This window comes from Sulfurimonas sp., assembly GCF_041563035.1.
In the GTDB taxonomy this organism is placed as follows: Bacteria; Campylobacterota; Campylobacteria; order Campylobacterales; family Sulfurimonadaceae; genus Sulfurimonas.
This window is the reverse complement of sequence record NZ_JBFFNS010000002.1, coordinates 63484-86152: the sequence shown is the minus strand read 5'-3', so window position 1 is coordinate 86152 and position 22669 is coordinate 63484. Positions and strand designations below refer to the sequence as shown.

Here is a 22669-nt window from a genome sequence, read left to right as displayed (position 1 = left end):
TAAGCAAAAAAAGTACCAAGAAAATACTTTAATTTTGGTTTATTAAGTTTATTAATTAATTTAAATATACTAGTTAAATTTAGTAAATAAAGTGCTAAAGTTAAAAGCTTTCTTACTTGATATATTATTTAATGTATGAACTGAGGCAGTTATGAAAGAAATTGTTGCAATATATAAAAACAACTACTCATTTATAGAAAACTCACTTACAGCTATGGTTGACAGCATCGATTTTGATGAATACGATATATTAGTCAGTAAATCTATTTTTGCACTATTTCCGGCACTAAAAGCAACCTACAAAATAAATAAAAAATTTAAACAATCAACACCTTTATATACACAAGAAAATGTTGATAATAGCAGTATAGGTTTGGATAAGGCTCATCTACTTGACCGTATTCAATTTAGAGACGACAATATATACATTTCTAATATATATGTTAACTCAAGATCAGGAACTCCATTTATAACAGTCGTTATACACATAGCAGATGAATATATTGTTTGTGATTTTGAGCTTTATACGCTTTTAAAAGAACTTTCACTAATAGAAGGGCATGAGTACTTTAGTGAGTTTACACGATACTTTTATACATTATTTGGATTTCTGCTGGCACTCTTCTCATTAGCACTTATAATATATGCTATTTATATTACATGGACAATAGTTTTAGATAGTGATAAGGATTTATTATCAGGACTTTTCCGTTCTATAATAGCTCTAACTCTTGCCTTGGCTATATTTGACTTATCAAAAACTATTTTAGAACATGAAGTCTTTTACAAAAGTTTAAGTCGCAACAATAACCTAGAAAATCGTCTTTTAGCACGATTCTTAACTTCAATTATTATAGCTTTATCAATTGAATCACTGATGGTTGTGTTTAAAATTGCACTTAGTGATTCATCCAAAATGGTACATGCTTTTTATCTTATTGCCGGAGTCGGGATAATGATAGTTTCATTGAGTCTGTATATCTTTGTGATGCGGTATAATGGAAAGAAAGAGTGAACTGTCTATAAATTGGTTAATAGACAGTTTTTTGAGAAGCTTGTTTATTCATAATCTCTATCTCTTGTTCAGCTGTAAAAACCACACTCTTATCAGAATCTAAGTTTAAAGTACTGCTTTTTCCATTATAATCTATAGTATTTAGTAAAAGTTTCATTGTTTCCATTCGTGCTTTATGTTTGTTACTTGATCGTATGACATGCCAAGGTGTAGTCTCTTTACTTGTCTGTTGCAACATGCGGTACTTTACATCCGTAAAGTTGTGCCACATGCTTTGTGCTTGCAAGTCGATTTCACTAAGTTTCCATTGCCGAAGTGGATCTGTTCTGCGTTGTTCAAATCTTAATGCTTGTTTATCTTTATTGACACTAAAGTAAAGCTTTACCAGAATAGTTCCTTGCTCGACTAAAGACTCTTCAAAAGGAACGACATGTTTCATAAATAGCTTATACTCATCTGCACTACAAAACCCAAAAACAGGTTCTACCATCGCACGATTATACCAACTTCTGTCAAACAAAATAATCTCACCACCATGTGGAAAATGTTTGATATATCTTTGAAAATACCATTGTGTTAGTTCTTCTTGTGTCGGCTTTCCAAGAGCAACAATTCTATAATGTTTAGGATTCATATATCTAGCAACACTACCAATAACACTTCCTTTTCCTGCGGCATCACGTCCCTCAAATAGAATGATAAGTTTTAGCTTGTGGTTTTCTAAGTGCTGTTGCATCTTTACAAGTTCTGCTTGATAAGCTTCTAGAACTAAGTTCTCAGAGTAAGTTGAAAGTGCTTCTTGTTGTTGTATGTCCGTTAAGTTGTATGTAGTCATGTTGAATTTCCAATTTGTAGAAATAGTTATAATGGAACTATACCTATTTTTTTTAATATTCACTCAAATATTTTAATTTTATTACGTAAAATAGGTCGCTTTAAGTACTTGAAAAACTTACAACTGCAAAACAAAAAAAAAGATGTATTATTCTAAAATTTTTTTATTATTAAAAGGATTAACATGGCTAATCTGACTGTAAATGAACAAGTACTCAAACCCTTTACACTTGATGTAAAACCAGTGTTGGAAAAGTATCTATCAAGACTTCATATTGATTTAAGTGATTACACCTTTGCGGCTAATTATATATGGCTTGCAAATAGTAGTGGCTTTTATGCAATTATAAATAAATGTTTTTGCCTTTTTGTTATGACAGCTGGAGAATTGACGATGATTCTACCTCCCCTTGGAAAGAAAAAATATATAACTGACGCTATGATAAGTTGTTTTACAATTATGAATGAGAATAACAGTTCACCATATTATGCACGAATAGACTATGTACAAGAGGCAATGGTTGAAGAGTTTGCAATGTATACCGATGATGCTCAAAGTATGTTTGTCATGATGGACAACTACATCGTAGAGAAAAAATTGGTTGATTATATCTATTTAGTTGATAGCTTAATATATCTAAGAGGCAATAGCTATCATACAAAACGCACAGAGATTAATAAGTTTAAAAAGTCTTATCCTGATTGTGTTGTAGAGGAGTTGGATAGTTCAAAACATAAAGATGAGATTATACTTCTATTTAACAAATGGGTTACGGATAGAGTCAAATACATGCCAAGTGAGGAAGCTGAAAACTTTTTAGAAGGTATTCACCAAGAACGTATAGCAGTTAAACAGATGATTAAAAACTACAATGAGTTATCATTAATAGGGCTTGTGATTTACATAAATGGTGAGTTAAAAGGTTTTACTGTCGGTGAAAAAATAAATGAGGACACAGCAAGTGTGATTATTGAAAAGACAGATTTTGAAATTTTAGGATGTGCACAGTTTATATTTCGAGAGTTTTCAAAAATTCTTAAAGAGCATTATAGAGTGACATATATCAATGTAGGTGATGATATGGGATTTGAAAACCTTCGTAAGGTAAAAATGTCATATAGACCATTTAAACTTGTACCAAAGTATACAATATATCAAAAATGATAATACGAAAAGCTCAAAGTAAAGATGCCTCAAATCTTTTTACATTAGAACAAGAGTTGTTTAATTTAGCTGATTATCCTCTCTCTAAAGCATCTTTTACGTATCATATACGAAACAATATGCTTTATATAGCGGAATCAAATGGAATAATTTTAGGTTATATTCTTGTGCTGATTAAACGTCGTAATGCTAAGTTGTACTCTATAGGAGTCGCTCAAGAACATCGTGGAAAAAAGATATCTATAAAGCTATTTAATGTGATATTAAATAGTTTGGAGATGATGGAATTTAAAGAGTTGTTTCTTGAGGTACGTGTAAGTAATAGAGTCGCTATATCTTTGTATGAGCAACTTGGTTTTAGTGTTCTTAAAAGCTTAAAAGATTTTTATCGTGATGGATGTGATGCATACCTCATGGGAATAAACCTTAAGCCTGTGAACTTAATTTTAAACTAATAAAGTTATTAGTTTTTTTTCAATAAACTCTTTAAGTAATTTTAATAATTAATATCAATCAATAGGAGGATGTTATGAATAAAATTTTAAAGTATGAAAATCTAACAGATAGATTTCCTCACTTACAAGATGGATTATGCAACGCTATTCAAAATGATTTTTTAGAGATTAAAAAGGTTAATTATACATGTCCCACTTACGGGAAAGCATGTAAAAAGTATCCCAAATTAGAATATGCAGATTGTGTTATATACTCTCCATTTATGGATAAAAAAAACCATGACTATGAAACTTTTATTTTTATTGATAGTCAAGGAGGAATTTTAGAACATATTTGTGATCGTAATTTGAATTTATATGGAATGCTTGAAAATGTAAATAGACTATTTGTTAATACTGAATATGAAATAGATAGGAAAAATGCAGAAGCATAAATGATATAATAATCTTTTTTTAAATAGAATTAAAAAGTGGCTGAAAATATACAGCCACTTTATACAATTTACTATAAAAGTATTAAATTACATTCCTAAATAAGGCTTTAAAACTTCAGGAATATCTATAGAACCATCTTCATTCTGATAATTTTCCATAATAGCCACAAGCGTTCTACCAACGGCTAAAGATGAACCGTTTAGAGTATGAACCATAGAGTTTTTCTTTCCATCTTTAAAGCGTATTTTAGCTCGTCTTGCTTGGAACTCTCTCGTGTTTGAGATTGAAGAGATTTCACGGTATGTAGCTTGACCTGGTAGCCAGACTTCAATATCTGTTGTGTGAGCAGCTGAAAACCCTAAATCTCCAGTACAAAGATTAACGATTCTATGTGGAAGTTCAAGTGCAGTTAAAATATCAGATGCACACTCTACCATCTCATTAAATATAGTTTCACTCTCCTCAGGTTTTGACAGAGCAACTAATTCAACTTTATGAAACTGGTGCTGTCTTATCATTCCTCTAGTATCACGTCCTGCAGCACCTGCTTCTTTTCTGAAACATGATGTATATGCTGTCATCTTTTTAGGTAAATCGTCTGCAGATAAAATCTCATCTTGGTAAAGGTTTGTGACCGGAACTTCTGCTGTTGGGATTAAGAAAAGTTCCTGACCATCAATTTTGTAAAGATCATCCTCAAACTTAGGAAGCTGACCTGTTCCCTCTAATGCTGTACGGTTTACAAGAGCAGGAACACTTACTTCATCAAAACCTCTTTTCGAATTGAAATTAAGCATAAAATTAATTAATGCACGTTCAAGTTTAGCACCCATTCCAAATGATACGCTAAAACGACTTGTAGCTAGTTTTACACCACGCTCAAAGTCTATCCAACCATTTTCCTCAGCTAGTTCCCAATGCTCTTTAGGAGTAAAGCTAAACTCTCTAGGAGTTAAAACTTTTTTAATCTCAACATTGTCATCTTCATCCTTACCGTCTGGAACATTATCATCTGGCATATTTGGAATAGACATAGCTATGTTTTCTAATTTTTCTTGGCAAGCTCTTTGAATTTCTAGTGCTTCATTGATTACGATTTTATTAGCATCTACTCTCTGCTTTAGCTCACTTATGTCTTTGCCTTCTCTTTTGTAAATACCAAACTCTTTGCTCATAGAGTTTTGTAGTGCTTGAAGTGTTTCAAAGCTTGATTTTGCTTTTTTTAATTCTTCATTTTTAATTTTTAATTTTTCAATAAGTGCAGCATCTACACCTTTGCGAATTAGCTTTGCGCTAACTATGTCAAAATCTTTTTGTAGTAGTTTTAAATCAATCATAATTTTCCTATTTTATTTTAATATATCTTTTGCCAGTTTAAACTGATTTGCAGTCATTAGGTGAAGTTTAGGATGATACTCTTTAATCTCATCAAAAAGATTTTTGCTTAATTCAAATCCTACTTTGTACTCCTCTTCTAGACCCTTTTCATTAGCAATCCTAAGAGCCTCTATCCAACTGTCAGGAACATTAATACCTGGAACATGAGCAGACAAAAATTGTGCAGTACGTAGTTTTGTAATTGGGAAGATTCCTAAAATAAGCTCAGCACTTTTACTTTCAGAACCGCATTCTTTGATTGCAGCTTCTTTTAGTTCAAGTAGCTGTTTTGCATTTTCTAAATCATAAACCGGTTGAGTAATTATTCCTAGAGCACCGTGTTTGATTTTTTTCTGCATTTTCTTTTGCAGTGTTCTTGGATTTTTTGCGTAAGAGTTTACAACAGCAAATGGAAGTATTTCTTTTGGTTTATGAGCCAGTGGCTTACCTGCATAGTCCATTCCAGAATTAAAAGCACTTATGATATCAAGTAGTAGAGAACTGTCAGCTTCAAATACACCTTTTGCATGAGGTTGATCAGATATAGTTGCCGGATCACCTGTAAGTGCCAATATCGCTCTAATATCTACTTCATTTGCGCCAAGAAGATCAGACTGAAGTGCTATCTTGTTTCTATCTCTCATGCTCATGGTTGCAATTACAGGTTTGTTGAATCTGTCTTGTAGCATCTTAGCCGCAAAAAGAGAATTATATTTTAGTTTTGCCAAAGGGTTGTCTGTAGTTGAAAAACCATCCACATAGTTTTGTAGCTCTAGCTCTTCTATTTTTTCTATGATTGGGGAGAAAGTAGGGGAGTGCCCAGGTGTCGTTTCAAGCGTAATGTATGTATCATTTTTTAGCTTATTTATCAGTTTATCAAACAAAAAAAATCCTAAGTGGGTATAATTGCGACATTATAACAAAAGTGAGTGATATAGATGCTAAAACTAGCTGTATTTGATTTTGATTCAACTTTAATGGATGGTGAGACTATCGATTTTTTTGCTGAAGAATTAGGCTTTGGTGAAGAGGTAAGTCGTATAACTGAAGAAGCAATGTCTGGAAGACTTGATTTTTTTGAGTCATTGCAACAAAGAGTTAAACTTTTAAAAGGACTTGACTATAGTGTAGTTGAGAAAATTAGTCAAAACCTGCCATATATGCCAGGCGCTATAGAAACTATTACAGAGCTTAAAAAAAGAGGCATAAAAGTAGTATGTTTTAGCGGTGGTTTTAGAAGTGCTACAGGATATGCAAAAGATATCTTGGGTTACGACGCAGACTTCTCAAATGTACTGCACCAAAAAGATGGAAAGCTTACAGGTCTTGTAGGTGGAGATATGATGTTTAACTTCTCTAAAGGTGACATGCTTCAAAGACTTCAAAACATTTTAGGTGTTAGCGAAGAAGAGACACTAGTGTGTGGAGACGGAGCAAATGATCTTAGTATGTTTGCTCACGCGGGGACAAGAGTCGCTTTTTGTGCAAGAGAGATCTTAGAAAAAGAAGCAAACATAATTATTAAAGAGAAAAATTTAACAAAAATATTGGAGAAAATATAATGCTAGAAAATTCGGTTTGGAAACAATATAACGAAGAAAATAACTTTAGACAGATGCTGGCTAGATTTTGTAAAATGGATATAGATATACTTATAGAAGACGATAAACTTTTATATGGTGTTTTGAAATCTAAACTTACAAAAAAAGAATTAAAGCTGTTTGCAATGGACAGCGCACAAATGGACAATGAAGAGATGAAATCTGAACTTTCACTAAATGATGAAGAGCTTGAGAAGGCAAAATTTAAACTGTATAAGAAACTAAAACAAGATAAAGTTCGTTTGAGTTTTAGAGAATCTGCTTTAACCTTTGATGCATAAGTGCTCAATAAATAACTAAACTTTCATTTACGCGTTTCACGCGCGTAAATCTACTTCAAAATAATTTTAAACGAAACTCTTCTTGATTTTTCTCTATTTTCATTCTCACTTCTCATAATCTTTTTAGAAAAACTAAGACCACTCCCTTTTAAGATATTAGTTAGCCAAGTCTGTTTCTTTAAATCTTGATTTTTAAATATATGGCTAAGAGTAGAGTATGAACGGTTCATAGAAAGCTTTTCATTTTTAAGATATCTGCTTGTGAAATTATCATCATTCCACTCACTGGATGTATGACCATTTATCTCTAAGGTATTTATATACTCTTTATATCTATGTAAAAATGGAATCAGTTTATCTGAGAATTTATCTAAATATAGCTTTTGGACTTTTGTGAGTTCATACTGAGCGACTTTAAAATACAACTCACTATCCATAAACTCAATACTCAGGTCTTCTTTGATTGTCATTTTACCAGTAGATATTTCATTTTTGAATAGTTTTATAAGCTCTTCGTAAACGTTTACACTTTTGACAGATTTTTGAGCAATAGTTGCATCTCTGTTTAATTTAACTACCCACATATTAGAGTTTTGTGTATCTTCATATGTATATATTCCGGCTGCTGCAGCTTGTGAATTATGAAGTATAGTTACTGCATTGAACATATCATAGTTTTGTTCACCGTAGTGCTCTTGATGAAGCATATCCAATCCACTATCGAGCATCATCACTAAAGCATCTGTATTGTATGCATCTTGTACATATCCTACACCAACAATAGAACCATCAGAGTATTCTTTTATATCTTTTAGTCCACTTGAGTATGTTGTATGGATTTTTTGATCTATTAGAACATTTTTTTGCAGATCAAACTTTATTAGTCTTATCTGCTCTTTTTTCATATCATCTTTTTGAGTAAGTGAGACTAAAAAATTATTGTCTCTTAGTCTGATGATTTTGTATGGAGTTATAACTTCATCAGCCTCATAGTGTTTAAGCCAAATTTTGTTTCCATTTTCAGTGATTCGCATAAGCGTTATATTTTTATTTTTTTCATTACTTGTAGTGCTTAAAACAAGAATAGACCCGTCAAATGCTTCAACAGCGTCTATGCCTCTATCATCATACTCTGTACCATATTTTTTGCTCCAAAGTTTTCTGCCGTCTTTAGAAAAGCGTGTTAAATATATGTCATTAAGGCCAAGCCCTGTCTCAAATAATCCATCATGTTGTGAGCGAGAAGTTATAGATGAGCCAATAGCTAAAATACCACCATCACTTAGCTTTATAAGGTTATTCATTCTATCGTAGTTTTTTGTTCCAAATGTCTTGTTAAAAATAATATTGCCATTAGAATCAAGTTTTAATATTATTAGTGAGCCGTCAAGTGTATATCCACCAACGAAATATCCATTTGAAGGTGTTTTAACTACAGCAATCGCTTCACTAAAACGAGACATTTTTGTTGCTTTACTTAAATTGATATTTGCGTACTTATCTATTTTTAGTAGATGCATTTGAGGACCATGAGCATCTGCTACACTTGATAGATAGTCGAAGGCATTAGTGTATGTATTACTTCTATTAGCAGAAGATTGCTTATACTCCTTTGAAAAACCGACAGCACTTATTTGTCTGTCATAATCCTCTGTGATATCAAATAAAGCATCATCAAAAGGCTTATTTACAATAACTGAAAAGTCAGAGCTTTTTGCCATTAGAGAAGTAAGTAGTAAAAATAAAATAATGAAAATGCGCATATGAGTACTTTTTTACTTATCTATAAGCAAAAAATATTCCTAGTTGATATAGTAAATGTAAAGATATTAAAAAAGAACGCTTTCTGTTCGCTCAATAAGTGAAATGAAGAAGTATTTTGGGGTGTGAGGTTTGACACAGAGTCAAACTCAGCATTAGCGTAAGGTAGGAGCTTACGCTCCTCGCCTGTACTAGATAGTAGATCTATCTTAGGTTTTCGAATGGTGCAGTAACAACTGCTTTTCTTGTTACAGTATAAGGAACTAATGCTGCTGCACGAGCTCTTTTTATTACTGATGAGATCATATCTTGGTGACGTTTACAGTTTCCAGTAAGACGACGAGGCATGATTTTATAACGCTCAGAAAGAGAGAAACGTAAAGCTCCTACATCTTTATAATCCATAAAATCAACTTTTGATTCACAATATTTACAATATCTTTTTTTGTATTTTCTTTTTTCTGCCATGTTATTTCCTTTATTATCTATTTTCTAAAATGGAATTTCATCTTCATCGATGTCAATCACAGGAACAGAATCGCTACTTGGCATCTGACGACTTTGAGCATTTGCTTGTTGTTGTCCATATCCATTCCCAGCACTTGGTTGTTGATAACTTTGCGTTTGTTGCTTAGACTCGTTATTACCATAGCTTGGTTGTTGCTGTTGGTAACTTTGGGCTTGTTGTTGACCCTGTGGTTGGTTGTAGCTTTCTGCACCGTTATTTTGTGCAGGAGCTTGATAACCGCCACCTTGGTTGTCGCCTTTAGAGTCTAGCATCTGCATAGTTTCAACTGTTACAGAGTGTTTTGAGCGTTTTTGTCCATTTTGATCTGCCCATTGTTCAAAATTAAGTCTTCCCTCAACAAGAATTTTACTTCCTTTACGAAGGTATTGGTTAGCAACCTCTGCACTTCTAGCAAAGAAAGTTATATCAACAAAACAGATTTCCTCTTTTTTCTCACCATTAGCAGTGAATTTGCGGCTAGTTGCAATAGCAGTTTTTGCTATTCCCATTCCACCTTGAGTGTATCTGAGTTCGATATCTCTAGTTAAGTTTCCAACTAATATTACTTTATTAAACATGAGCTTTCCTTAATTTATTAGGCTTTACTGATTACTCAGCTGCCGCTTCTTCAACTGCTGGTGTTTCAGCTACTGGAGCTTCAGTCACTGGAGCTTCTTCAACTGCCGGTGTTTCAGCTACTGGAGCTTCTTCTTTTGCAGGTGCAGCAGCTTTTTTCTCAGCTTTTTGAACTAATTGATTCCATGCAGTAATCTCACGATTTGTATCATATTTAATAGTTACAAAACGAAGAAGATCTTCATTAATACGGAAACGTCTTTCAATTTCACTAATTGCAGATGGAGCAATAGAGTAATAGATAACATGGTAGTAACCACGCTCGTTTTTATCAATTGGGTATGCTAATTTTCTCATTCCCATTGAGTCTGTAGTAGCGATTTCGCCACCGTTAGAAGTAATTGTATCTTCGATAGCTTGGATGCTAGCTTGGATTTCTTCAGCTGTAAAGGTTGGTTTAACGATAACTAAGTTTTCGTAGTTTCTCATAGAGTATAATCTCCTTTTGGTATTTGCCGCTTTGGCATTGTTTCCCTTTCGGATGTGTACATATCGCTAATTTCTAGTGATACAAAGAGAAAGGAACGCGGGATTATACATAAAGTATGCTTAAAAATAGCTCGCTCTATTATAAGTATGTCTATTTGAAATATTAAGTACTGTTTTTTTACTTTTTTGGATATAGTTATGAAAATTTTGGAGAGTATAGTTTAAATGACAAAAAGAAAAAGAAAAAAATCTAGCAGTAATAGTTTTTTAACATACGTAGCGTGGATTTTGGCAGCTATAGCTCTTGGTTTAGGCGCACTAGTCGGGGGCTATTACATAGGCTATGAAGATGCGAAGAAAGATATAGAAAAACAAGTTCAAACGGATAAGAAAAAAAGACTTTCTATGCTTAAAAAGCTAGAAGAAGCGAGCAGCAAAAAAGAGAAGCAAAGTGTAAATACAAGACTAAAAGATGTTCTTAAAAAAGAGAGTAAAGTCGATAAAGGTGCGGCTGCACATGAGTATGGAGACGGAACTCTTCCTAAACCACCCGCTCCTCCAAAAAGAGTAAAAAGAGATGTAAGAAAAATATCATCTAAACCAAAGTTAGCTATCATTATTGATGATGTAAGTGTTAAATCTCATGTAAATGCAATAAAAAGTTTAGGTATACCTCTAACAATGTCATTTTTACCACCTAGTAAGTTTCGTCCTAACTCTGCAAAACTTGCTTCTAAGGAGAGTTTCTATATGGTTCACTTGCCTATGGAAGCAGAAAACTTTAATGCTGAAGAACCAAGGACACTTAGAGTTAGCGACTCTGATGAAAAAATATCACTAAGAATTAAGGAGATCAAAAGATCGTTTCCTAGAGTTTCTTATATAAATAATCATACAGGAAGTAAGTTCACATCAAATGAACTAGCTATGAACCGTTTGATTTATGCTCTAAAATCACAAGACATAAGTTTTATAGACAGTAGAACTACAGCTGAGACAACAGCACCTAAAGTTATGAAAAATTTTGGTCTAAATTATGTTGCAAGAGATGTATTTTTAGATCATGCTCTGGATAAAGTATCTATTACTATTCAGATAAAAAGAGCAATAAAAATTGCAAAACTTCATGGTACAGCTATAGCTATAGGACATCCACATGCAAATACACTTTTGGCTCTTCATGAATCAAAAAACTTATTTAAAGATGTTGACTTAGTCTATATTAACGGACTCTATTAAATGAATTTGGTTCAAGGTCATATTTTTGAACTAGAAGCTATGAAAAGCTATCCTAAAGAGCTTTTTTATAGTGGTAACCTTGAACTTTTGAAAAAAACAAAAATCTCTATTGTCGGAAGCAGAAAGCCTTCAAAATATTCTCGTTCTCTGACTCATCAACTATCATCTGCACTTTCAAGAAACAATATCTGTGTTGTTAGTGGAGGTGCAATGGGCGTAGACGCAATTGCTCATAAAGGAGCTGGTGAGTCAAATACTATTTCTGTTCTCCCCTGTGGAGTAAATATCAAATATCCAGCAATCAATAAAAATTTACTGAGTGATATAGAAAGAAATGGACTTTTACTTAGTCAGTTTAAAGATGATTTTCGGGCAACACCTTGGAGTTTTGTAGTCAGAAATGAGCTTGTTGTAGCTCTCGGTGAAGTTTTAGTCGTCGCAGAAGCTGAGCTAAACAGCGGAAGTATGAGAAGTATAGAATTTGCTCTTAAGATGAATAAAGAGATATATGTATTTGCTCATAGAATAGGGGAAAGCAGCGCTACAAATGAGCTTTTAAAATCAGGTAGAGCTAAAGCTATATACGACATAGATGAGTTTGTAGCTAAGTTTTCAAAAGTACAAAATAATACTCAAATAAAAGTGGATGATTTTATGGACTTTTGTAAAACAAATCCAACTTATGATGAGGCTCTGAAAAAGTATCCAACTAAAATATTTGAAGCAGAGCTAAGTGGAGAGATAAGTATAGAAAATGGAAGGGTACGCTCTAGCTTATAAAATAAGTTTAGATTTTAGAAATGCTAACCAATGGCATTTTTCACGATGAGTAGCCTCATGCTGCTCCAGCGAAGTAAAAGGGACGAGTTCCTTTTACGGACTAATTAAATAATTAGCATTGCATCGCCATATGAGTAAAACCTATACTTCTTTTTTATAGCCTCTGCATAAAGCTCTTGAGCTTTTTCTACTCCGACAAAAGATGAGACTAACATCAAAAGAGTTGATTTAGGAAGATGAAAATTTGTAAGTAGATGATTCACTCTTAAGGGTTTATTATTTGGATGCAAAAATAGATTTGCCTCTCCTCTTTGCATCCATCTGTGTCTTACATAAAATTCAACTGTCCTTGTAGAAGTCGTCCCAACACTTAGTATTGGCTTGTCAGAGTCAAGTATATTTTTTGCTTTATCGGAGATATCATAATACTCAGAGTGCATAGGATGATCTGTGATTCTCTCAGCTTCTACTGGTTTAAACGTTCCACTCCCAACATGCAGAGTAACAAATGCATGATCATGATTTTGGCAAACTCTTTTATGTTGTTCCTCTGTAAAATGCAGTGAAGCTGTTGGAGCTGCTACTGCTCCTTCTTCTCTTGCAAAAACACTTTGATATTCTGAAGCATCTTCGGCATTATCTTCTCTTTGGATGTATGGAGGAAGTGGAATGTGCCCGATTTTTTCTATGATTGGTAGAAGATCTTCAAATCTTAAAAGATTACCTTCTTCAAAAAAGTTTACAACTCTACTTCCGTCATCTTTTAATTCTTGTACAATTGCTTCTAAATCATCATCAAACATTATCTTAGTATCAACTTTTACCTTACCTCTGATATATACGTTTATGTTGTTTGCATCTAGAGGTCTGTTTATAAGAAGCTCAATTTTACCGCCACTTGGTTTATGACCGTAAAGTCTTGCTTTTATAACTTTAGTGTCGTTAAAAATAAGTGCACAATTTTTGGGAATATATTTTTCAAAATCATAAAAATGGCAGTGATTTATTTCATCTGTTTGGCGGTTGTAAACTAAAAGTTTTGCTTTGTCTCTTGGATGTACAGGATGTGTAGCTATGAGTTCATCGGGAAGTGTGAAATCATAGCTGGAAGTTAGTAGTTCTGGGTCAGTCACTCTTCTTCTCTAGTGCAATAGCTACTTCGTCTTCATCTTCGTCTTCATCCTCTTCATCTTCAAGTGGCGGAGCAGGATTAACCATCCTAACAATTAAAATTGAGAAACCATATAGTACGATTAATGGACCAGCCATTAGTAATTGAGTTAAAACATCAGGAGGAGTCAGTAGAGCGGCAACAACAAAGATAATAATAACAGCATATTTGAAAAAGTCTCTCATCATTCTATCATCAATCATTCCAAGTAGTGCTAAAAAGTATGCAAAAATCGGTAACTCAAACGCTAAACCAAATCCAAACATGATTTTTGTAAAAAAACCAACATAATCTTCTATGTTAATCAGAGGAGTAAATTTAAAACTACCAAAGGTAATTAAAAAATCAAATCCAAAAGGAGTAACGATATAATAAGCAAATAGGACACCGACTAGAAACATCAATGTACCACCGACTATAAATGGAATAATCATCTTTTTTTCGTTAGCATACAAGCCCGGAGCAACAAACAACCAAATTTGACCAAGGATTATTGGCAGTGCACCAACTATTGCTGCAAAGAAAGATACTTTTAGAGCTACGAAGAAAGCTCCACCAACTTGAGAAGTTGTTATCATACCATCAGCTGCGTGAAGCGATTTTTTACCTACTTCTATTAGAGCAACATTTAATGGTTCAACCATCCAGTTTAAGATTGGTTCATGAAAATAAAACATCACAAAAAACATAACTATAAGGCTACCGGCTGATATACCTAGCCTTTTTCTTAGTTCAACTAAGTGTGGTCTTAAATCATCAAACATCTGTATTGTCTTCTTTTTCTATTATTTTCTTTTTTTCTTTTTTCTCAAAAGTTACTTTTTCAGCTTTTACAGGCTCTTTTTTCGCTTTTGGCTTTGGCTCATCATCTAAAAAGTCATCATCAAGGTTTGTGAGAGAAGCCCCGATCTGAGTGACGTCAGTCGCTCTTTTTAGCTCATCACTAGCACTTAAAAGTTCTTTTTTATAAGCTAATGCTTCTTCTTTGATATCTGCAACATTCATCTCTTCTTCTAAAGAGTCTTTTACTGTACCTATCGTCTTTTTAACACTTCTAAAAAATTTAGCTACTTCTACCATTGCACTAGGAAGTTTATCAGGACCTAGAAACAAGATGGCGATAACAGCTATAATGAGTATCTCTGTAAAACCCATACCAAACATATTAAACCTTCAAAATTATAATTAAGTCCAAGAGTTTAGCTAAAGAATGATTAAATTATCTTCAAGAGCTCAAGAAAAGTGCAATCTCATCTGCTAAAAGATACTCATCGTTATATAATCTGCCATTTTTTAGCAAAAGTTTTTTTTCATCTACTAAAATTTCGGCTCTTTTTTGTTCTTGATCATTGAGAATATCATAATCTATACCAACACAAGAACGAAGACCTAAAAATATTTGTTCTATTTTTTTATCTTCGAGTGTTAGCTCTTCAGTTCTTATGTCAAGAGGGTTGCTAATGTAATCTTCAACAATTGTAGTTGGATAAAACCTTTGAAGACTAAGCTTTCCTACTGCACCACTTCCTAAACCAATATAGTCTTTATATTTCCAGTATCCAAGATTATGAGTGCTTTTATATTTTCCAAAGTTACTGATTTCATATTGTTTGAATCCAGACTTTTCTATCTCTTTAAAAAGCCAGGTTGTCAGCTTTAAAGTCTCTTTCGACATATATGGTTTTGATTCAAATGGTGTGCCTTCTTCTATCGTTAATGCATAAGCACTAAGATGATTTATTGGCAGAGAAAAGGCTGTTTCTAAATCATGTTCTAGAAGCTCTTTTGTGTCCCCTAGAGTTGCATATATCAAATCAAGTGAAATATTTTTATATCCAATCTCTTTTGCATTGATAATAGCATTTTTTGCATCTTGGGATTGATGAGCGCGGTTAAGAAGTTTTAACTTTTCTCTATCAAAACTCTGTACTCCAAAGCTTATTCGGTTTACGCCAAGCTCAAACATTCCTTTTAGCCACTCATTTGTAGCACTATTGGGATTAGCTTCACTTGTTATCTCTATATCATCTTGGAGATATGGATTTATTAGTTGAAATATTGGTTTATACAGATGTGGAGATACAGTTGAAGGTGTTCCTCCACCTATAAAAATTGATTCAATTGTTTGTACGTTTGCGTCAAATCTTTTAAGCTCAAAATCGAGTTGAATTAAAAGAGCTTTCAAGTACTTTTCTTTTAGATGAAATTTGTCCACATAAGAGTTAAAGGCGCAATATGAGCACTTCGAATCGCAAAATGGAATATGAATATATAATAGCATTCTTGGTCGTCCTTATAAGCTTAGAAGTATAGCAAAATTTAATATTTACAAAAGAATATATCAATATAATAGGTTATTAATTATTATTATAAAATAACTGCTAAAGTATAAACTATGAAAAAAGATACGAAGTTAGTCCAAGATATAAAGCTTTTATATGTTGAAGATAATGATGATGTTAGAGAATCAACGGTAGGGATTTTAGAATATTATTTTAATGATATAACAGTAGCAATAGATGGGGAAAAGGGACTTGAACTCTATGAAAAATCCTATCTTACTACAAACTCATATTACCATATAGTTATTAGTGATATAGAGATGCCAAATATTAATGGTGTCGAGATGTGCAAGAAGATTAAAGATATAAATCCAGATCAACTACTTGTTATGCTGACAGCACATGACAATCAAGAATATTTGATGGAAGCTATAAATATTGGAATTGATAAGTTTATTACAAAACCGATAATCAGCGTCGATGATTTAATAGTACCGCTAATAGATTTATCAAAAAAAGTAATGCTTGATGTGGAATTACAAAAAAGTGATTTTCTCCTAAAACAAAAAAATAGAATAATTGATGAAAATGTCTTTATGACGGTCTCAGATCTAAGTGGAAAAATAGTAGATATTTCACAAGCTTATTTAAATTTCACTGGATATACAAGAGAAGAGGTTATAGGTAGGAATCATAGTCTTTTTAGAAATGAGGGAGCTAATCCTGAAATTATAAAAAACCTGTGGGCAACAATTTTAGCAGATAAAGAGTGGACTGGAAAATTAAAAAACAATAAATATAGCGGTGAAGAGTACTGGATAAGCTCTAGTATTAGTCCTTTATATGATATTAACCATAAAAAAATCGGTTATACCGCTATTGTAGAAGATATTACAAACACAAAAAGATTAGAGTCACTGTCTATCACCGACTCTTTAACAGAGATTCATAATAGACGCTATTTTGATTACTCATTAAAAAGAGAATTTAAAAGCTCTACATGGAGAAAAGAGAAGTTTGGTCTGCTTATAATAGATGTTGATTATTTTAAAGACTATAATGACTTTTACGGACATGTAAAAGGTGATAAAGTTCTAAAAATGGTTGCAGCAGAAATCAAAAAATATGTAAATAATTCAGTAGAAGATGTTTTTAGAATTGGTGGTGAAGAATTTGCTGTTTTTATATCAGATGCAACGGATAGAGAAGTTGATAGAATTGCACTAGAAATAGTTACAAATGTAGAATTATTAGAGATAGAACATGAAAAAAGTGATGTTTCAAAGTTTGTGACTATATCCATAGGTGCTGTAAACATAGATGGCTCTAAAGACAGTATGTCAAATGAGGATCTTTATAACCTAGCAGATAACAATCTCTATAAGGCAAAAGAAGGTGGACGAAATAGAGTGGTATTTAATGTAAATACGACTTCTATAAACACACTTAAAAATTTAGATATTATAACTAAACTTCCTAATAGACAATCTCTTATTCAAGATCTCTCAATGATTCAGGAAGAGGCTATGTTAGTCTTGCTCCATATAAACCAAATTAACTCTATAAAGGATCTTTATGGACTTGACGCAGTTGGCGATATGGTCTCTCAAAAGGCAAAACAACTTTCTCAAGTGATCATAGATGATGATGTGACTCTATATAGCTTGAATATGCAGGAATTTGCAATTTTAGTAAGTAAAAGAGCACTATTTGATAAATACTTAGCACTATTAAAATATTCGATTTTAACAAACTCAGATGAAAATATTTACTATGCGGATGATGATAATAATTATTTGATTTCAGATTTTACAGCCGGTGTATCGTATGGTATGATAAATATATTCAATCAAGCAGATATAGTACTCCAAGAAGCTATTATGGCTAAGAAAAATTTGATTATATATAAAAACAATCAGACTACATTAGAACTTCAAAAAGCAACACTAAATAGATTGAGGGTTTATAAAAAGGCACTTCACAGTGGAAATATTATCCCTTATTTTCAGCCAATTATAGATGTAAAAGATAACTCTATACTGAAGTATGAGGCTCTAGCTAGACTGCTGACTGATACAGGTGAGATTGTAACTCCGTACTACTTTTTAGACTCTGCAAAACAGGATAATACTTTTGAGTTTTTTACAAGGCAGATGATGCAAAAAGTTTTTAACATCTACGCTAAGAAGAAAACGGATATATCTATCAATATCACATATGAAAATATAAGCTCAGAAAGTATGATAGGATATATAAAAAATAGACTTGAAAAATATGGTGGAGATGGCATAACATTTGAGATTGTTGAGTCTGAAGATATAGAAGATTATGGACTTATAGAAGATTTTATACTCATGTTAAAGCAGTATAACTGTAAAGTTTCAATAGATGACTTTGGTTCTGGATACTCTAATTTTACAAATATTATAAAATTAAATATTGATTATATAAAACTAGACGGTTCTTTAATAGAAAAACTAAATATAGATAAAAATGTAGAACACATGATAACAGCCTTATTATCATTTGCAAAAAATGCAAATATAAAAACAATAGCAGAATTTGTTAGTACACAGGCGTTAGATGATAAAGTTAGAGAGCTTGGTGTTGACTATATACAGGGTTACCTATATGGTGAGCCAAAGAGTCCAGAAAATTACGATATAGTTTAACTTATTTTAATAGCTTCTTTAGTATAATCGCGTTTATTATAATTTAGGTGTTTTAATGAACGAGAAAGATTTGTATCGTCCTAATGTAGCGATGATAATAGTTTCAAATGCTTACCCTCAAAAAAAAGAGATTTTTATAGCACTAAGAAATGATTTAACTGACATATGGCAGTTTCCTCAAGGTGGTATTGATGAGGGAGAAGAGGTGCATGAAGCACTTTTCCGTGAGCTTGAAGAAGAAATAGGAACCAACAAAGTAAAAATTGTTGCAGAGTATCCTGAGTGGATATCATATGATTTCCCTCCTAAAATAGCTAAGAAAATGAAGCCCTACAAGGGACAAAAACAGAGATATTTTTTAGTTAAATTAAAAAAGAGTGCGAAGATCGATATAAACACAGCTCATCCTGAATTTGGTGATTACAAATTTGTTGGAGTTGATGAAGCTTTAAATCTTAGTGCATCTTTTAAACAAGCAGTTTATGAGAATGTCATAAAACATTTTAAAAATGAAGGTTATCTTTAGATGTTAATAGTACAAAAATTCGGTGGAACAAGTGTTGGAGATTTAGAACGCATTCAAAATGTGGCAAATCGTGTAAGTGAAACTAAGAAAGCTGGAAATGATGTAGTTGTTGTTGTATCAGCAATGAGTGGAGAAACTAATAAGCTAGTTTCTTATGCTGAGCATTTTTCAGCTACTCCTGCAAGAGCTGAAATGGATATGCTTCTCAGTTCTGGTGAGAGAGTAACGGCTTCACTTTTGTCTATCGCTCTGAACGAAATGGGACATAGTGCGGTTTCTATGACAGGCAGAAAAGCAGGAATCGTTACCGATTCTCTTCATACAAAAGCACGTATAGAGGAGATAGACCCTACAACAATGAATAATGCTCTAAAAGAGGGTAAGATCATTGTAGTAGCAGGTTTTCAAGGTGTATCACTAGAAGGAAATGTAACAACTCTTGGTCGCGGTGGTAGTGATCTTAGTGCTGTAGCAATTGCAGGGGCTGTAAAAGCTGATTTATGTGAGATATATACGGATGTTAGCGGAATTTACACAACTGATCCACGTATAGAGCCTAAGGCTAGAAAACTTGATCAAATCTCTTATGATGAGATGCTAGAGTTAGCATCTCTTGGTGCAAAAGTACTTCAAAACCGCTCAGTAGAGCTGGCAAAAAAATTAAACGTAAATCTAGTAACAAGAACAAGTTTCTCAAATGAAGAAGGAACATTAATAACAAAGGAAGAAAATATCATGGAAAAACCATTAGTAAGCGGAATAGCATTAGATAAAAATCAGGCTCGTATCTCTTTAATGGGAGTTAATGATAGACCAGGTATTGCTTCGGATATATTTAATAAACTAGCGAAAAGTGATGTGAATATTGATATGATTATTCAAAATAAAGCACACGATGGAAATACTAATATTGACTTTACAGTAGCTAAGGGTGACCTTTACGATGCTAAAGCTGTGGTTGATACATTTATTCAAGATGGAGAAATTAAGGCAGATTCTTATAATGAAGATATCTGTAAAGTTTCTATTGTAGGTGTTGGCATGAAATCACATACTGGTGTAGCTGCAAAAGCATTCACTACGATGGCTGAGAACAATATTAACATCAATATGATCTCAACATCAGAGATAAAAGTATCTATGGTTATAGATGAAAAATATGCAGAGCTTGCTGTTAGAAGTCTGCATAATGCATATGAGCTAGATAAGTAGTATTATGCAAGATTTTGCACAGTGGAGCTTAGATGTTATACGCGAAGATGGAGCAACACTAAGCTGGCTGGAAGAACAACGTTTTGACTGGACAAATCCTCTTTCTTTGGCTCTAGAGCAAATTTTACAGGGTAAAACTATAATTCTCATTACTGATGAGAAGAGAAAATGGTTTGAGACATATATACTATGCTCAATTAATGAAATAAATCTGGATAGACCACTATTACCTATTGTAAGTATGGATAGTCTCTACCAGCACTATAGAAATGTAAGTGGCGGAGATATGATAGCAGTTGTTGAAGATATGATATCTCTTTCATATAAAGACGATTACTTCTTTTGGTATATAGGTAAAGGCGATGACAAGAGATCTGATATTGCAAAAAGAAAAGATAATAGTTATTTTTGGATTTTTGATGAAGAGTATCTCAATGGCTTTACCCTGAAATCTTACGATCCTATGATAGATATAAAACTTTTACAACTTTACAAACTTTTTGATGCTTCGTTAAATGCTACAATATTTGGAGAAGTGGATGTTAGATCGTGAGAGTATAAAAGGTCATATATTAATATCTAGCGATATAGAAGCTGAGGTCCAAAAGCTAAAATCGCTGCTAAAACCAAATAGGGTAGTAGCATTTGTAGAAGAAAAATTTCTTATCGAGCATGCTAAAGCAGTTGTAGCCGAAGCATATATAAGTGAGTCTCAAACCAAATATATAATACTCGGAGCATTAGAATTTAATGCAGTCTCACAAAACTCTCTTCTGAAGGTTTTGGAAGAGCCTCCAAGAAATATAGAATTTATTATTATCTCTCCAACAAAATCAAACCTTCTTCCTACCGTTCGCTCAAGACTTCCAATACTAAAAGGTCAAACATCACATACATCACATGAGTGTGAGCTTAATCTGGCAAAGTTGGATTATGATGCTGTTTTTTCATTTTTAAAGACAAATGCAAGAATAAAGAAAAATGAAGCAAAAGCTATCGTAGAAGCTCTTTACCATCGAGCTACTGTTATAGATATGTTAATACTCTCTAAAAATCAATTAGATAACTTTGACAAGGCATATAGACTCTTAGAACTAAATTCAAGGCCTCAGAGTGTTTTAGCACTTATTCTTATGGGATTTATAGATGCAAATTGAAAAACTCTCAAATCATATAGATGCAACCAAATATCTAAAAGAGTTAGGTGTGGATGGTGGCGGTGTTAATATCTTAGCTTCAAAAATGAGTAATCATATTATTTATATAAGAGATCTTCATGTAGGTGCAGCAAATATTTTAAAGCAAGATGCTCTTTCTATAGGTGCTGATCTGGCTGTTCCAAAGGGTACTATCATAGCAGCTACACCGAGAGTGAACTGTATATTGATCGCTACAACTAAACAGTTGAAAACCCTTAGTAAAAAAGAGTTGGCACAGCCATTTGGACTAAAATTTTTGGCTAAAAAATTAGATGATTTCGTAAATATAAAAAAGAGTAAAAAGATAGAAGTCATGGGTGTTATAAATGCAAACGACGATAGCTTTTTTTCTCTAAGCAGATTTGTAGATAGTGATGCTGTAAAGGCGATAGAAGTGATGATAGAAGATGGTGCAGATATAATAGATATCGGTGGAGTCTCATCAGCACCAAATGCCAAGTCAGTAGATGCAAAAGAAGAGTTAAAGAGAGTAAAGCCAATACTTGATACTATCAAAGCACAGAAGCTATATGAAAAAGTAGATTTTAGTATAGATAGTTATGAGCCACTAGTTGTTGAACATGCACTGGATAGTGGTTTTAAAATAGTAAATGATATCACTGGATTAGCTAATGATGAAATTTGTAAGTTGAGTGCCAGTTACAATGCTCGCGCAGTAATCATGCATATGCAGGGAACTCCACAAACTATGCAAGTAGCACCAAAATATGAAAATATACTTAGTGATGTATATAATTTCTTTGAAGGTAGAATTCAAAAAGCTGAGAGTTTTGGAGTAAAAGATATCACTCTGGATGTAGGAATAGGTTTTGGAAAAACACTAGAGCATAATCTAGAACTTGTAAAACATCTAGAACACTTTTTAACTCTGAAAAAGCCTCTTTTAGTTGGAGCATCTAGAAAATCTATGATAAATAAAATATCTAAGTCTCTTCCTCAAGATAGATTAGCTGGAACACTTGCCTTGCATTTAGAAGCAATTAGAAATGGTGCTTCGACGATTCGTGTTCATGATGTAGCTGAGCATGTACAAGCTATAAACATTCAGCAAGCTCTAGATGCAACATAAA

At 32.9% G+C, this 22669-nt stretch carries 25 protein-coding genes; 14 read left to right on the top strand and 11 right to left on the bottom strand.

Features of this window, described 5'->3' with window-relative positions; translation table 11 throughout:
• Positions 1-151: 151 nt before the first annotated feature.
• Positions 152-1015: a hypothetical protein gene (locus ABZC13_RS02750; protein WP_372999712.1), complete on the top strand. Its 864-nt coding sequence runs from the start codon at positions 152-154 to the stop codon at positions 1013-1015.
• Positions 1016-1031: 16 nt separating this feature from the next.
• Here ABZC13_RS02750 and ppk2 read toward each other — a convergent pair whose 3' ends face one another.
• Complete coding sequence (ppk2, locus tag ABZC13_RS02745) at positions 1032-1850, bottom strand: polyphosphate kinase 2 (protein ID WP_372999709.1); 819 nt, start codon at positions 1848-1850, stop codon at positions 1032-1034.
• Between the two features lie 183 nt (positions 1851-2033).
• Here ppk2 and ABZC13_RS02740 point away from each other — a divergent pair, with 183 nt between their 5' ends.
• The 3 genes from ABZC13_RS02740 (at position 2034) to ABZC13_RS02730 (ending at position 3903) form a co-directional block, all read left to right on the top strand.
• Positions 2034-3014 (top strand): DUF2156 domain-containing protein, encoded by a 981-nt coding sequence (locus tag ABZC13_RS02740; protein WP_372999706.1) that lies wholly within the window; start codon positions 2034-2036, stop codon positions 3012-3014.
• Positions 3011-3469 (top strand): ribosomal protein S18-alanine N-acetyltransferase, encoded by a 459-nt coding sequence (gene rimI, locus ABZC13_RS02735; RefSeq protein ID WP_372999703.1) that lies wholly within the window; start codon positions 3011-3013, stop codon positions 3467-3469. The genes ABZC13_RS02740 and rimI overlap by 4 nt, the downstream gene beginning before the upstream one ends.
• Before the next feature lie 74 nt (positions 3470-3543).
• On the top strand, positions 3544-3903 hold the full coding sequence (locus ABZC13_RS02730) for a hypothetical protein (protein WP_372999700.1): 360 nt from the start codon (positions 3544-3546) through the stop codon (positions 3901-3903).
• Positions 3904-3990: 87 nt separating this feature from the next.
• Here ABZC13_RS02730 and serS read toward each other — a convergent pair whose 3' ends face one another.
• Together serS and ABZC13_RS02720 are read right to left on the bottom strand one after the other, a co-directional pair.
• The gene (gene serS, locus ABZC13_RS02725) at positions 3991-5241 is read right to left on the bottom strand and encodes a serine--tRNA ligase (RefSeq protein WP_372999698.1); all 1251 of its coding nucleotides are present in this window, start codon (positions 5239-5241) and stop codon (positions 3991-3993) included.
• Positions 5242-5253: 12 nt separating this feature from the next.
• Entirely contained in the window at positions 5254-6165 is a 912-nt protein-coding gene (locus ABZC13_RS02720; protein ID WP_372999696.1) for a methylenetetrahydrofolate reductase, read from the bottom strand.
• A 54-nt stretch (positions 6166-6219) separates the two neighbouring features.
• Between ABZC13_RS02720 and serB the strand changes: the two genes are divergently transcribed.
• Entirely contained in the window at positions 6220-6843 is a 624-nt protein-coding gene (serB, locus tag ABZC13_RS02715) for a phosphoserine phosphatase SerB (RefSeq protein WP_372999693.1), read from the top strand.
• Positions 6843-7163 (top strand): hypothetical protein, encoded by a 321-nt coding sequence (locus ABZC13_RS02710; protein ID WP_372999690.1) that lies wholly within the window; start codon positions 6843-6845, stop codon positions 7161-7163. The genes serB and ABZC13_RS02710 overlap by 1 nt, the downstream gene beginning before the upstream one ends.
• A gap of 50 nt (positions 7164-7213) precedes the next feature.
• Here the strand turns inward: ABZC13_RS02710 and ABZC13_RS02705 are convergent, their stop codons facing one another.
• From ABZC13_RS02705 to rpsF, 4 genes are all read right to left on the bottom strand, one after another.
• Positions 7214-8926, bottom strand: coding sequence for a hypothetical protein (locus ABZC13_RS02705; protein ID WP_372999687.1), 1713 nt, complete (start codon positions 8924-8926; stop codon positions 7214-7216).
• A gap of 202 nt (positions 8927-9128) precedes the next feature.
• Positions 9129-9392, bottom strand: a complete 264-nt coding sequence (rpsR, locus tag ABZC13_RS02700) for a 30S ribosomal protein S18 (protein ID WP_372999684.1) — start codon at positions 9390-9392, stop codon at positions 9129-9131.
• A gap of 24 nt (positions 9393-9416) precedes the next feature.
• Entirely contained in the window at positions 9417-10010 is a 594-nt protein-coding gene (locus ABZC13_RS02695; RefSeq protein ID WP_372999681.1) for a single-stranded DNA-binding protein, read from the bottom strand.
• A 31-nt stretch (positions 10011-10041) separates the two neighbouring features.
• Positions 10042-10497 (bottom strand): 30S ribosomal protein S6, encoded by a 456-nt coding sequence (rpsF, locus tag ABZC13_RS02690; RefSeq protein ID WP_372999678.1) that lies wholly within the window; start codon positions 10495-10497, stop codon positions 10042-10044.
• Between the two features lie 225 nt (positions 10498-10722).
• On the opposite strand from rpsF, the gene ABZC13_RS02685 reads away from it, so the two are divergent.
• Positions 10723-11736 (top strand): divergent polysaccharide deacetylase family protein, encoded by a 1014-nt coding sequence (locus ABZC13_RS02685; RefSeq protein ID WP_372999674.1) that lies wholly within the window; start codon positions 10723-10725, stop codon positions 11734-11736.
• Entirely contained in the window at positions 11737-12516 is a 780-nt protein-coding gene (locus ABZC13_RS02680) for a DNA-processing protein DprA (RefSeq protein WP_372999671.1), read from the top strand. It begins immediately after the preceding gene.
• A gap of 104 nt (positions 12517-12620) precedes the next feature.
• Here the strand turns inward: ABZC13_RS02680 and queA are convergent, their stop codons facing one another.
• The 4 genes from queA to hemW form a co-directional block, all read right to left on the bottom strand.
• Positions 12621-13649: a tRNA preQ1(34) S-adenosylmethionine ribosyltransferase-isomerase QueA gene (queA, locus tag ABZC13_RS02675; RefSeq protein WP_372999668.1), complete on the bottom strand. Its 1029-nt coding sequence runs from the start codon at positions 13647-13649 to the stop codon at positions 12621-12623.
• Positions 13642-14451: a twin-arginine translocase subunit TatC gene (tatC, locus tag ABZC13_RS02670; protein ID WP_372999665.1), complete on the bottom strand. Its 810-nt coding sequence runs from the start codon at positions 14449-14451 to the stop codon at positions 13642-13644. Before tatC ends, queA begins: the two co-directional genes overlap by 8 nt.
• Positions 14444-14851 carry a Sec-independent protein translocase protein TatB gene (tatB, locus tag ABZC13_RS02665; RefSeq protein ID WP_372999662.1) on the bottom strand — a complete coding sequence of 136 codons (408 nt, stop codon included), beginning with the start codon at positions 14849-14851 and terminating at the stop codon, positions 14444-14446. Before tatB ends, tatC begins: the two co-directional genes overlap by 8 nt.
• Positions 14852-14912: 61 nt before the next feature.
• Positions 14913-15968 carry a radical SAM family heme chaperone HemW gene (hemW, locus tag ABZC13_RS02660; RefSeq protein WP_372999659.1) on the bottom strand — a complete coding sequence of 352 codons (1056 nt, stop codon included), beginning with the start codon at positions 15966-15968 and terminating at the stop codon, positions 14913-14915.
• A gap of 114 nt (positions 15969-16082) precedes the next feature.
• Between hemW and ABZC13_RS02655 the strand changes: the two genes are divergently transcribed.
• The 6 genes from ABZC13_RS02655 to folP are packed head-to-tail and all read left to right on the top strand — an operon-like array spanning position 16083 to position 22668.
• Positions 16083-18641, top strand: a complete 2559-nt coding sequence (locus tag ABZC13_RS02655) for an EAL domain-containing protein (protein ID WP_372999656.1) — start codon at positions 16083-16085, stop codon at positions 18639-18641.
• 55 nt (positions 18642-18696) lie between these two features.
• On the top strand, positions 18697-19167 hold the full coding sequence (locus ABZC13_RS02650; RefSeq protein ID WP_372999653.1) for an RNA pyrophosphohydrolase: 471 nt from the start codon (positions 18697-18699) through the stop codon (positions 19165-19167).
• On the top strand, positions 19168-20379 hold the full coding sequence (locus ABZC13_RS02645; RefSeq protein WP_372999650.1) for an aspartate kinase: 1212 nt from the start codon (positions 19168-19170) through the stop codon (positions 20377-20379). It abuts the gene before it with no gap.
• Positions 20380-20383: 4 nt separating this feature from the next.
• Complete coding sequence (locus ABZC13_RS02640) at positions 20384-20932, top strand: HobA family DNA replication regulator (RefSeq protein ID WP_372999647.1); 549 nt, start codon at positions 20384-20386, stop codon at positions 20930-20932.
• Entirely contained in the window at positions 20919-21536 is a 618-nt protein-coding gene (locus ABZC13_RS02635; protein ID WP_372999644.1) for a DNA polymerase III subunit delta', read from the top strand. The genes ABZC13_RS02640 and ABZC13_RS02635 overlap by 14 nt, the downstream gene beginning before the upstream one ends.
• Complete coding sequence (gene folP, locus ABZC13_RS02630) at positions 21526-22668, top strand: dihydropteroate synthase (protein ID WP_372999642.1); 1143 nt, start codon at positions 21526-21528, stop codon at positions 22666-22668. The genes ABZC13_RS02635 and folP overlap by 11 nt, the downstream gene beginning before the upstream one ends.
• The last annotated feature ends 1 nt before the right edge of the window (position 22669 follow it).